Consider the following 12,022-nt stretch of genomic DNA (forward strand, 5'->3'; position numbering starts at 1 on the left):
GCAGCCTGTATCAGTCCAGCAAAGCCGGACTCATGGTATAAGGTGTGGGCGGAGCTGACTGCTGATAACCGTCCAGCAAGGCTTGCCAGTCCGGCAATTGCCAGTGAAAAGGCCGTTGTTGCTGCTGCGCCAGCGCCAATTCTTTTTTCAGCGAACGTTGCAGCCGGTCCAGCATACTTTGTTGCCACAACTGACCAGCACGAAAACCGCATTTATCAAAATCAATCAGCCAAAATTGCCCGGCTGGGTCCAGCAGAATATTGTGGCAGTTTAAATCGGAATGATACAACTGCGCCTGATGGAAACAGCGGATCAACTGCCCGACCTGTTGCCACTGCGTCGCGGTTAATGCCTGCTGACCCAACAACCTGGCTAAGTCCATGCTGCCATCGACCAGTTGCAACAGAATATCGGCGCTATAACCAAAACCGCAACCAAAACCGCGCCGACGATATAACGCCGCCACTGGCGCCGGTACCGGCAAGCCTAATTGCCGTAACTGCTGCAATAACCGAAATTCCGCCATGGCACGGCTACGCGCCAGCGGCACTGGCCAGAACCAGTCTTTATTCACCTTGCCGACCAAACCACCGCGATAATAATGCCGCAGCACCCAGCGTTGTTGTTGCGCCTGCACAAACCAGACAATATTGCGGCCGCTGGATTGTCCAATCACGGCATCACAGTCCAGCCAGCTTTGCGGCTGAAAAAATGCCGGATCGGCGCTGGAAAAGCCGCCAGCCTGCACCAGCGCCGGGTCATACCACAGTTCAGTGCTGGCATGGCGTAATTGTAAACAACGGCCTTGTTCAGTCGGCAGCAGTTGTGCAATGCTCTGCAGTAAACGGCGGCAAGCGCCGCCATGCTGACGGTAAATGGCGGCGCCCAATGCAGCCTGTTGTTGCCTTTGCGCTGGATCAGCCAGTAATTGCAGCAGCACTTTGGCCAGACTCTGACTGTCGTCGACAAAACGCACTGCGCCTTCGCGTTGCATTTGCTTAAAAATAGCCGCGAAATTAAACACATGGCGCCCAGATATCACAGCTTTGTGCACACTCATCGGTTCCAGCGGATTATGACCGCCGCGTTCAATCAGCGAACCTCCGACAAAGACCACATCTGCCAGTTGATACCACAGCATCAATTCACCCATGCTGTCCCCCAGTAACACCTGAGTGTCAGGCAGCACGGGTTCGGCCTGACTGCGTCTGACCAGGCGCAAACCCGCGTGTCGGATCAAGCTGTCCACAGCAGCAAACCGGTCCGGATGACGGGGCACCAGCACCAGCAAGGTATCAGGTTGTTGCAGCAGCACCTGGCGAAAGGCCGCCAGCAACTGTTCATCTTCACCGGCATGGGTACTGCCAGCCACCCACACGGGTCTGTTGCCCCATTGGTTTTTGAACGCCAGCGCTTGTTGTGCCAGGCTGGCATCCAGGGTTAAATCAAATTTCAGATTGCCGCTGCGTTGCAGCTGTAGCGCTGGTACCCATTGCTGCACCCCATCCGGCACTGAGCCAGCCCCAACCAAGGCCCGAAAGCGTCTTAAAGTGGCCGCATCCTGACAACCTATAAAACTGAGCTGACGTAACATCGGCTGGATTAAAGCAGCAAAACGGCGATAACCCCGGGCCGAGCGCGCCGATAACCTGGCATTGACCAGCATCACCGGTACTGCGGCAGCATGCGCCTGGCGGATTAAATTCGGCCACAATTCGGTTTCGAGTAAAATCAGCAATTGCGGGGCTACTTTACGCAATAACCGGCGATTTGCGCCTGGGGTGTCAAAAGGTAAATAACAATGAAAGATGCGCTGGCCAAAAGCGGCCTGCAACCGGGCTGAGCCGGTTGGCGTGGTACAAGTCACCGTCAGTGGCAGGTCCGGATATTGGCTGAGCAGTTGTTCAATCAGTGGCGTCGCGGCAATCACTTCACCGACCGAAACCGCATGCAATAAGATACCGCCAGCCTGATCCGGCGGCACTTGCTGGTAACAAAACCGCTCGGCAAAGCGCTGCCGGTAAGCCACATCGGCCCTGCTGCGCCAGATAAAAAATAGCAACATCGGGAATCTGAGCAGGTAAATCAGCAGGTTATATAAAAATAAACTCAATGTCGGCAACGGCATCTTCTTTCGGACAAGCACGGAGATAGCTCCGATCATACTGTGGTCCCCACCATTATGCCAGCCATCATATTCTTTCAGACAATCAAAGATAACGCCGAACATCCTGTGGCCCCGCCTTTATGCCAGCGGTCAGGTCAGCTATACTGCCGGCTTCGATTTTGCCAGCAGAGAACATGCAGCTATGAGCACCCAGGCCCGGATCCTGATGATCCCCGTCTCCAGCCCGCAGGGCATTGGCGAATATATGCGCTCTTTAATCATTGCCGAAGCGTTACAGCAGCAATGGCCTGGGCTGGATATTCAGTTTGTATTGAATAAACATGCGCCAGTCGCCAGCAGTTGCCCGTTTCCGGTCCATCTGCTGAATAAATCCGCCACCAAAGAAAAAGCCGCCGTCAATGATCTGCTGTTACAACTGCAGCCGGATCTGGTGATTTTTGATTGCTCTGGCCGCGCATCCCAAGCCAGACAAGCGAAAAAGCTTGGCGCTAAAGTAGTCTTTATCAGCCAGCATAAAAAGAAGCGCGCCAAAGGTTTTGCCTTGGGCAGATTACCGGCGCTGGACGCGCACTGGATCACCCAATTTAAATTTGTCGATGGTGATTTAACCGCATTAGAAAGATTTAAGCTGCGGTTATTTAAAAAAGCCGCCCCCTTGTTCACTGGCCCTATTTTCAGCAAGCCGCAACCTGAACTGCCGGTTGCTTTTGCCGATCTCAGCGGCAAAGCCTTTAGCGTCTGGGCGGCCGGTGGCGGTGGCCATCTGGTCGATGGTAAAAGTGCCACCGAACAGTTTTATCTGGCAGCGCAACAGCTGGCGAGCGCAGCATTACCGGCAGTGCTGGTCACCGGCACCAACTTTAACGCCGACTTGCCAGCCACCGACTATGTGCGGGTGGTGAAAGCCTTGCCCAATGCTGAACTGATGACCTTATTACAACAGGCCAGTCTGGTGGTCAGTGGCGGCGGTGATATGATGGGTCAGGCCATAGTGCTTGGCAAAAATACCGTGGCAGTGCCGGTGGCCAAAGATCAGCCGGATCGGGTACTGGCCTGTGCCGCCGAAGGCCTGATTTATCCTGCGACTTTAGCCACAGCTGATATAGTGGCACAATGTCAGAAAGCGTTACGGATGCCGCTGGCGTCTGTCTATTCATCCGAACCCGGCTTGCAGCTTGTGCTGGCCGATATTGCAAGGTTGCTGGCATTGCCGGTACCTGCCGCGTCTGAAGGAATTTTTTGATGAGTCAAACAGCCAGTTTTTTAGCCGCCCTTGCCCGTCATCGTGCGGTTTTTGCCACTGTTGAACAATATGCCGACCAGTCACAACAACTGTTGGATGCCGTGCTGGCTTGTCTGAAAGCCGGTGGCAAAGTGGTGTGGATGGGCAACGGTGGTTCTGCCGCTGACAGCCAGCATTTAGCCGCTGAATTTATGGTGCGATATAAAGCCGAACGTGGCCCGCTGGCGTCTATTGCGCTGACTACAGACACCTCAATTTTAACGGCGCACGCCAACGACTATCACTTTGATACTGTGTTTGCCCGTCAGGTGCAGGGTTTAGTGCGGCCACAAGATGTGGTAATTGGCCTGACAACATCAGGCAAAAGCCCGAATATCAACCTGGCGCTGCAAGCCGCCAATGAGATTGGCGCTTTTACCGTAGCCCTGACCGGTCGTGACGGCGGTCTGGTGAAAGACATTGCAAAGCTGCCGATTATCGTCAATTTTGCTGAAACCGCCCGCATCCAGGAAGTGCATATGTTTATTGGCCACTGGTTATGTGAAGCGCTGGATCTGGAACTAGGCGCATGATTGATATCACCAAATTAAATCAGCTGGGCCAGGCCCGGGTGCTGGTGGTCGGCGATGTGATGCTGGACCGTTACTTTCAGGGCGACTCGCAGCGGATTTCGCCGGAAGCGCCGGTGCCTGTGGTCAAGATCAGCAAAATTGAAGACAAAGCCGGTGGCGCCGCCAACGTGGCGCGTAATATCGCCCACCTGGATGCCAAAGTTGGTTTGCTGGGGCTGATTGGCGATGACGCTGAAGGCGATAGCCTCTGCACTATTTTGCAACAGGACGGCATTTATTCCGCCCTGCTGAAACAACAGCAACTGCCGACTATCGCAAAAATGCGGGTGATTTCACGCCATCAGCAAGTGGTGCGGCTGGATGTGGAACAAAATTTCAGCCTGGCCCATAGCGAGGCTCTGGCCGACCAGGTCGAAGCTTTATTACCAGATTATGAGTTTGTGCTGGTCAGCGACTACAACAAAGGCTCGTTAGCTGCGGTTGGTCGTATCATCCAAAGTGCCAAGGCTGCCGGTAAATATGTGCTGGTCGACCCGAAACAAGCCGATCTGTCGGTGTATCGCGGCGCCGATATTCTGACGCCGAATTTATCCGAATTCCGCCTGGCCGGTGGTGATGCCAGCAGTGACGAAACCATGCTGAGTTCAGCCCGCGCCATGCTGAGCCGTTGTGGCATTGCCGCCATGCTGCTGACCCGCTCTGAGCAAGGTATGACGCTGATCACTGCCACTGAACATCATCATTTCCCGGCGCAGGTGCTGGAAGTCAGTGATGTCACCGGTGCCGGTGATACCGTGATTGCCACCCTGGCAGTGATGTTAGGGGCTGGTATGGCGCTGCCGCAGGCGGTCGAAATGGCCAATCTGGCAGCCGGTATCGTGGTCGGTAAACTCGGCGCTGCCACTGTTTCGCCAGCCGAGCTGGCCGCTAAACTGAATAAGCATTTGTTTTCGCAAGGTGATGTCTATCAGACGCCTTTTGATAAAGTGCTGCAGCATATCCAGTTCGCCCGCCAAAACGGCGAACGTATTGTCTTTACCAATGGCTGTTTTGATATTTTACATGCTGGCCATGTCCGTTATCTGGCGCAGGCCAAAGCGCTCGGTGACCGCCTGGTGGTTGGGCTCAATAGCGATGCGTCCATTTCCCGCTTAAAAGGCGCCAGCCGGCCGGTTAATCCGCTGTCGGAACGCGCCACTGTGCTGGCCAGCCTGGCAAGTGTCGATTGGGTGCTGCCGTTTGGTGATGATCTGAGCGAACAAGACAGGCCCCTGGCGCTGATTTTACAAGTGAAACCAGATGTGCTGGTCAAAGGCGGTGATTACAGCATCGATACTATCGTGGGTGCGTCAGAAGTGCTGGCAGCCGGTGGCGACGTCAAAGTACTGCAATTTGTCGATGGCTGCTCGACCAGCGCCATCATCAAAAAAATTCAGGGATAACCGATTTTGACCGAGCTGAGTTCAATTTGTATTTTACGGCTGTCCGCCATTGGCGATGTTTGTCATGCCGTGGCGGCAGTGCAGGCTATTCAGCGCCATTATCCCAATGCCCGGATCAGCTGGATCGTCGGCAAAGTGGAAGCCATGTTGCTGCAAGGCTTACCCGGCGTCGAGCTGGTGGTGTTTGATAAAAAGCTGGGGCTGAAAGCTTATGCTGATTTAGCCCACAAGCTACAGGGCCGGCAATTTGATGTGCTGCTGCATATGCAGGTGGCGCTGCGGGCCAATCTGGCCAGTTTAGTCATCAAGGCCAAACGTAAAATTGGTTTTGACTGGAGCCGGGCTAAAGAGCTGCACGCGCTTTTTATGCGCGAGCGCATCGCACCACAAGCACAACCCCATGTGCTGGATGGTTTTGCCGGTTTTGCCCGCCATCTGGGAGTGCCCTTTTTAACTGAACCAGGCGATAAACCGCAGTGGCAGATGCCGCTCAGTCAGGCTGATATCGATTTTGCCAATGCACAGTTGGCGCCCTTTAAGGCGCAGGGTGTGCAGCGTTTTCTGGTGATTTGTCCGGCCGCCTCCAAGGCTGAACGCAACTGGCTGCCAGTGCGCTACGCCGCAGTGGCAGATTACGCCAGCAATCTGGGGTTTCAGGTGCTGCTGTGCGGTGGCCCGACCCCACTGGAGCGACAGCTCAGAGACGACATTCTGCAAAGCGCGCAGTGCCCTATCGTCGATTTAGTCGGTAAAACCAGTCTGAAGCAGCTCTTGGCTTTGTTACAGGCCGCCACTGTAGTGATTGCGCCTGATACAGGCCCGGCCCATATGGCGGTGACTGTTGGCACGCCGGTGATTGGTCTGTATGGCCACAGCAATCCTGAACGCACCGGTCCTTATCTGTACCGGCATTACGTGGTCGAAACCTACCATGCTGAACTACAACGTCAGGCCGGTAAGACCGCCGCTGAAGTGAAATTTGGCAGGCGCGTTAAAGGCGAACACATTATGGCGCAGATCAGCGTCGAAGCCGTCACCAGCATGCTGGAGAAAGTGATAGTCGAGGAACAATTAGCATGACCCGCTGTGAAGTTTGTGAACAACCGATAAACACCGCAGTTGAAGGCGTCCATCAGCATGGTGATGCGACAGCGCTGCGTAAAGCCGTGTTTCTGGATCGGGATGGGGTGATTAATATCGACCACGGTTATTTGTATCAACCGGAACAATTTGATTTTATTGATGGTGTGTTTGATGCCTGCCGCCATTTGCAGCAACTGGGCTATTTACTGATTGTCGTCACCAACCAATCGGGCATTGGCCGTGGTTATTACACTGAACATCAATTTGCCTTGCTGACCAGTTGGATGAAACAACAATTTGCCGCCGAGGGCGTGAAAATTGATGGCGTCTATTATTGCCCGCATCATGCACAAAAAGGTCAGAGTCCGTACAATATTGCCTGTGACTGCCGTAAACCTGAGCCGGGGATGTTATTGCAAGCGATGCGGGAATATCAGATCGATCCGGCGCAAAGTCTGATGCTGGGCGACAAAGCTGCCGATATGCAGGCCGCCGCTGCGGCTGGCGTGCAGCGCAAAGTATTGGTGTTATCCGGTCAGTCCTTATCGGCAGAGGAACAACAATCAGCGGATGAAATCTGGCCTTCGATTGCGACTGCTTTAACCGCAGTGAGCGCTTAGCATTTAACCCTTTATAAAGCCGCGCTTCGCACTCAAGCGCTGTCCTTCATGTTCAAGCTGGCTGCAATGACAATCGCCATCGCAGCTGGCATGCGGTTAATCCGTCCTTTTATTCGGTTTAGCCGCTTTCATTTCTTCGCAGTTGCCAATGATCGGCAACATCCTCAGCACTTTCATTTCAGGGTCAATCAGCACTTTGTCGCTGCTTTGCAGCGGTAAAGTCACTGGCCCCTGACTGAAATCCAGCAGCTTACTCACCCCATTGATTTGCACCGGTACTGGCATCGGGAATGGCAGCTTGGCTGGGGTGCGCCAACTGAGCGTCAGGCCTTGCGCTGTGCGCTGCTCCACCAGCTCTGGTAAGGCCGCTTGCTTGAGGTAAACATCAAATAACCACTGATAATCTTTGCCGGTTAAGCGGTTGACGATCTGGATAAAATCATTGGTATTGCGATAACGCGGCGTCAGCGGATAAGGCAGTTTGTGGGTGTCATTGGTGCCGTACAGCAATTCGCGGGTCGCCTGCCAGAATAAATCTTCGCCAATCAACCAGCGCAGGCTGTGTAGCACCCAGCCGCCTTTGCCATAAATATCCGGATTAAAGGCTTGATCAGAGGTCACCACCCCATCGCGCACCACAGGATCACAATTGAGTAACCCCAGATAAGCTTTATACATCTGATAGTTGTAGGCGGCAGGCCCAAGTTTATCCAGCGCATAAGCCGGCTGCATATACAGACCAAAACCTTCATGCAACCAGGCATCATTCAGTTTCTCATGCGTCATCAGGTTGCCAAACCATTCATGCGCCAGCTCATGTTGTAATAACCAGTCAAAACCATGCGGATCGCGGCTATAGTTTTTGCCATAAGCATTGACGGTCTGATGCTCCATGCCCAGATGGGGGGTTTCCACTAACCCCATTTTCTGGTTGCCCCACGGAAATGGCCCTAATTTACGTTCAAAAAACTCCAGTTGATGCACCACATCATCGCGGATCAAAGCTCTGGCTTTGTCGGCATTGGCTTTTAGCGCCCAGAATTCTATCGGATAGCTGCTGCCATTAATGCCCTGATAATTCTGCACAATACGTTCAAAAGGACCAATATTCAGCGCAATATTGTAGTCGCTGGCAGGCACCGACAATAACCAGTCGTATTGCCGTTTATTGCCTGCGACCGGCGTAATTTGTTGCAATACGCCATTGGTGACAGCCGCCAGTGAATTGGGCACTGTCAGCCGAATGCGCATACTGTCGGCTTTATCGCTGAAATGATCCTTACAAGGCCAGAACAAATCGCAGCCTTCGCCCTGCACTGCAGTGGCAATCCAGGGTTGTCCATCCGGTGTTTTACTCCAGACTGAACCACCGGCCCAAGGCGCATTTTTCGCCACATGGGGTTTGCCCCGATAGTGCACTGCCACTTTCACTTTACTGCCAACCGCTTTTTCACTGCCCAGTGCGATGGTCAGAATGCCACCGTCCCGTTGGTAACCGGCATCCTGGCCATCGACTGTGATGCGATCAATGCTAAAACGGCTGTCGAGTTTTAACTCGGCGGCCGAGGTGCTCTGCAGCACGGTAAATTCGGTCAGGCCCATCCCCTGGATCGCTTGCTCTGCCGGCAGAATTTCCAGATCTAGCTGGTAATAAGTGACATCAGTGCGCTGCGCCAGCGCTGATAATGGCTGACCGGTATCGCCAATCAACGGATCTAACGGCACTGTGGTACTACAGGCACTGAGCATAGCGCCAGCGACGATGCCAGCAACAGCGGATAACTTCATAAAAACTCCAGACAGAGATGATGAACAAATAGTCAGAATTATCATGCCATGAAAGCCTGGCGACTGAACTGTCAGCTATCCGACTGACAGTGCTGTTGGTCGCTTGTCACTGGTGCCGCTTTCGCATTCGGACTAATTTCATTGCTCATTCTGTGTTGTAACACTGGGGTATTTTGTGCCAAAAACCACCATTCTTTTGCTGCTAAGCGGCTTAGGCGCGCTCAGTATCGTGCCGTCCGTGTATAGCTATGACCGGGTGACAGGTCATGATTTTGCCAGTCGTTCTGAAGTGATAGCCCCCAAAGCCATGGCGGCCACCAGCCAACCGCTGGCCACCCAAATTGCGCTGGATGTGATGAAAAAAGGCGGCAACGCCATTGATGCCGCTATTGCTGCCAATGCCGCGCTGGGTTTGATGGAACCAACCGGCAATGGCATAGGTGGCGATTTGTACGCTATGGTCTGGTCGGCCCGGGATAAAAAACTCTATGGCCTCAATGGCGCAGGCCGCTCGCCCAAGGGGCTCACGCTGCGCCAAATGCAGGCTGCAGTGAAAAAATTGGACCGCAGCGATATTCCGCCTTATGGCATGCTGCCGATCAGTGTGCCCGGTGCTGTCGACGGCTGGTTTAGCCTGCATCAGAAATTCGGCAAACTGCCGATGGCAGACCTTCTGGCGCCCACTATTGCGTATGCCGAACAAGGTTTTCCGGTCTCAGAGCTGATCGCCTATTACTGGGCGCTGTCAGTCCCCAAGCTGTCGCCGCAACCAGGTGATTTTGTTGGTACTTTTACCATCAATGGCAAGGCTCCGGCCAAGGGCGACATCTTTAAAAATCCGGCCCTGGCCAATACTTTAAAACTGTTGGCGACAGAAGGCCGGGATGCCTTTTATCAGGGCGTGATTGCCCGCCAGATTGATGCTTTCATGCAAAAGAAAGGCGGTTATCTGCGCTATGAAGATTTCGCCAGCCACCAATCGGAATGGGTTGAGCCGGTTTCAGTCAATTACCGTGGTTATGATGTTTGGGAACTGCCACCCAATGGTCAGGGTATTGCCGCCCTGCAAATGTTGCAAATTCTGAAAAATTTTGATTTAGCCGCCATGGGTTTTAATAGCACGGCCAGCCTGCATACGCTGATTGAAGCCAAAAAACTGGCGTTTGAAGACAGAGCCAAATTTTATGCCGACCCGGCTTTTGCCAAGATCCCTGTGCAAGGTCTGATCTCGGAAGCCTATGGCAAAGAGCGGGCTAAACTCATTACCGATCGGGCAGCGCAGCGGGTCGACGCTGGCAACCCGCACCTGTATCAGGGGGATACCATTTATCTGACCACGGCCGATCAAGACGGCAATATGGTGTCGCTGATCCAATCCAACTACCGGGGGATGGGATCAGGCGTCGTCGTGCCCGGGCTGGGTTTTGGTTTCCAGGACCGCGGCCAGATGTTTTCCCTCGATGACAAACATGCCAATGTTTATGCCCCTGGCAAACGGGCCTTTAATACCATCATTCCGGCGTTTATCACCAAAGATGGCCAGCCATTTCTCAGTTTTGGCGTGATGGGTGGGGCGATGCAACCGCAGGGCCATGTGCAGATTATTGTCAATATGCTCGATTATGGCATGAATATTCAGGAAGCTGGTGACGCGGCGCGCTGGCAGCACCTGGGCAATACCGAACCGACGGATGGCACACAAATGTACCTGAAAAATGGCGGTTATACCGAAGTAGAACGGGGTGTGCCTTATCAGACCATTCAGCAACTGCAGCAAAAAGGTCATGATATCCGTTATGGGCTGGGTGGTTATGGTGGCTATCAGGCGATTAAAAAGGATTGGCTGCGGGGGGTTTATTATGGCGCCTCTGAATCACGCAAAGATGGTCAGGCAGCGGGTTTTTAGTCATATCCGACAACTAGTTAATCAGACAACCACGGCGCAGTCTCACTGCGCTGTGGTTGTCGGCAGAAAAATTAATCCTGACCAATCCGGGCTTTGATATCGTTGATCAAGGAAGATTGTCCAAGGTTATTGCTATTGGCCCAGGCTTCCAGATCTTCGGCCACTAATGCCTTGGCTGACATCTGTTTGACATAAAAAGAACCGACTTCATAAGCGTCACTACGCATGGCGAATTTAATCAGCGAATCGCCGTTACATTGTACTTTGTCGTAAATCTTGCGCACGTTAATTTTGTTATCAGACAGCAATTTACGGATCCGATTTTTATCATCCGCTTTGGTGTATTCACATAAAGATGTTGCCCACTGCTCTTCGGCCATCACTGCCGGTGAACCAGCAGTCAGTACCAGAGCCACAGCAATGGAAGACATCAAAGCAATTTTCTTTTTCATAATAACCTCATAGGGAGCTGTTGATTGAACCTAAACTGGGCCAGGGCAATGTCGCCCTGACGACAAACTAAGTTAAGCCAAGTATTAGCGTTAATCAGACGAAGGCAAGGTCAGACCCGAAGATTTCGCGATAAATTGATTTGAATGATTAAATTTAGTTCAGACTGAGTATTAAAACTAAGCAGCCAGACTCGTCAGGTCAGCCTGTCGCAACGAACACGACAGAGTATGCGGCGCTACCAGCCACAGCAGCCCGCACCTGTATCACAACTAAACAAAAATAAAATGCATTTTGTGTTACAAATGCTATCATTTTGCAGCATTACGCCGTTAGTTGCGATCTGGTACAAGCTCAGTCTTGGCCATAATCAACCTATAATCTGGAGAATACTGGATGAAATTGCTCATCGCCATCGGCCTGGCACTCTGTTGCTGGACCCAGACTGCCACAGCAGCTTACACCTCAGATACTGGAAAAATTACCATTCTGTTTACTGATGGAGGTAATAATCTGGCAGTCCAGTTTGATAACGCCTTCCCGAATGCCAAAAGTTCCGGCCAGTGCCCAACTGCCAATGGTTTTGCCGGGATTATTGGTGACTACCCGCTGATGAAATCGACCTTGCTGGCTGCCAAAGCCGCCAACCAGACTGTCACGCTCACTATTGATGGTTGTGAAGCTAGCGGGAACTGGTACAAAATCATCAATGTGTATGTGCAGTAAACCAACAGGCACTGCAGAAGCCTCCCCGCAGTCATTCCGCTTGCGTAGTCGGGATGACTGTGGT

10 protein-coding genes are annotated in these 12,022 nt (G+C 52.8%); 7 read left to right on the plus strand and 3 right to left on the minus strand.

All coding sequences use genetic code 11. The features are described from left to right. Positions 1-10 precede the first annotated feature (10 nt). Complete coding sequence (gene waaA, locus AC53GJ_RS19015; protein ID WP_496729968.1) at positions 11-2,122, minus strand: lipid IV(A) 3-deoxy-D-manno-octulosonic acid transferase; 2,112 nt, start codon at positions 2,120-2,122, stop codon at positions 11-13. A 187-nt stretch (positions 2,123-2,309) separates the two neighbouring features. On the opposite strand from waaA, the gene AC53GJ_RS19020 reads away from it, so the two are divergent. The 5 genes from AC53GJ_RS19020 to gmhB are packed head-to-tail and all read left to right on the plus strand — an operon-like array spanning position 2,310 to position 7,088. Then, entirely contained in the window at positions 2,310-3,371 is a 1,062-nt protein-coding gene (locus AC53GJ_RS19020; protein WP_496729969.1) for a hypothetical protein, read from the plus strand. Beyond that, complete coding sequence (locus tag AC53GJ_RS19025) at positions 3,371-3,943, plus strand: D-sedoheptulose-7-phosphate isomerase (protein ID WP_496729970.1); 573 nt, start codon at positions 3,371-3,373, stop codon at positions 3,941-3,943. Before AC53GJ_RS19020 ends, AC53GJ_RS19025 begins: the two co-directional genes overlap by 1 nt. Further along, positions 3,940-5,385 carry a bifunctional D-glycero-beta-D-manno-heptose-7-phosphate kinase/D-glycero-beta-D-manno-heptose 1-phosphate adenylyltransferase HldE gene (gene hldE, locus AC53GJ_RS19030; RefSeq protein WP_496729971.1) on the plus strand — a complete coding sequence of 482 codons (1,446 nt, stop codon included), beginning with the start codon at positions 3,940-3,942 and terminating at the stop codon, positions 5,383-5,385. The genes AC53GJ_RS19025 and hldE overlap by 4 nt, the downstream gene beginning before the upstream one ends. 6 nt (positions 5,386-5,391) lie before the next feature. After that, complete coding sequence (locus tag AC53GJ_RS19035) at positions 5,392-6,465, plus strand: glycosyltransferase family 9 protein (RefSeq protein WP_496729972.1); 1,074 nt, start codon at positions 5,392-5,394, stop codon at positions 6,463-6,465. Next, positions 6,462-7,088 (plus strand): D-glycero-beta-D-manno-heptose 1,7-bisphosphate 7-phosphatase, encoded by a 627-nt coding sequence (gmhB, locus tag AC53GJ_RS19040; RefSeq protein WP_496729973.1) that lies wholly within the window; start codon positions 6,462-6,464, stop codon positions 7,086-7,088. Before AC53GJ_RS19035 ends, gmhB begins: the two co-directional genes overlap by 4 nt. A gap of 96 nt (positions 7,089-7,184) precedes the next feature. Here gmhB and AC53GJ_RS19045 read toward each other — a convergent pair whose 3' ends face one another. Beyond that, a complete protein-coding gene (locus AC53GJ_RS19045; protein ID WP_496729974.1) occupies positions 7,185-8,876 on the minus strand; it encodes a M1 family metallopeptidase in 1,692 nt (563 codons plus the stop codon). A 175-nt stretch (positions 8,877-9,051) separates the two neighbouring features. On the opposite strand from AC53GJ_RS19045, the gene ggt reads away from it, so the two are divergent. Next, positions 9,052-10,782, plus strand: coding sequence for a gamma-glutamyltransferase (gene ggt, locus AC53GJ_RS19050; protein WP_496729975.1), 1,731 nt, complete (start codon positions 9,052-9,054; stop codon positions 10,780-10,782). 71 nt (positions 10,783-10,853) lie between these two features. Here ggt and AC53GJ_RS19055 read toward each other — a convergent pair whose 3' ends face one another. Further along, positions 10,854-11,234: a DUF3718 domain-containing protein gene (locus tag AC53GJ_RS19055; protein ID WP_496729976.1), complete on the minus strand. Its 381-nt coding sequence runs from the start codon at positions 11,232-11,234 to the stop codon at positions 10,854-10,856. 394 nt (positions 11,235-11,628) lie between these two features. Here AC53GJ_RS19055 and AC53GJ_RS19060 point away from each other — a divergent pair, with 394 nt between their 5' ends. Further along, a complete protein-coding gene (locus AC53GJ_RS19060; RefSeq protein WP_496729977.1) occupies positions 11,629-11,958 on the plus strand; it encodes a hypothetical protein in 330 nt (109 codons plus the stop codon). Positions 11,959-12,022: the final 64 nt, after the last annotated feature.

Source organism: Rheinheimera sp. B2H12 (assembly GCF_059620065.1).

What these genes read in the sequence shown, in the direction of transcription:
- gmhB (WP_496729973.1), top strand. Translation starts at nt 6,462, where the DNA reads ATGACCCGCTGTGAAGTTTGTGAACAACCGATAAACACCGCAGTTGAA.
- AC53GJ_RS19045 (WP_496729974.1), bottom strand. Translation starts at nt 8,876, where the DNA reads ATGAAGTTATCCGCTGTTGCTGGCATCGTCGCTGGCGCTATGCTCAGT.
- AC53GJ_RS19025 (WP_496729970.1), top strand. Translation starts at nt 3,371, where the DNA reads ATGAGTCAAACAGCCAGTTTTTTAGCCGCCCTTGCCCGTCATCGTGCG.
- AC53GJ_RS19060 (WP_496729977.1), top strand. Translation starts at nt 11,629, where the DNA reads ATGAAATTGCTCATCGCCATCGGCCTGGCACTCTGTTGCTGGACCCAG.
- hldE (WP_496729971.1), top strand. Translation starts at nt 3,940, where the DNA reads ATGATTGATATCACCAAATTAAATCAGCTGGGCCAGGCCCGGGTGCTG.
- AC53GJ_RS19020 (WP_496729969.1), top strand. Translation starts at nt 2,310, where the DNA reads ATGAGCACCCAGGCCCGGATCCTGATGATCCCCGTCTCCAGCCCGCAG.
- AC53GJ_RS19055 (WP_496729976.1), bottom strand. Translation starts at nt 11,234, where the DNA reads ATGAAAAAGAAAATTGCTTTGATGTCTTCCATTGCTGTGGCTCTGGTA.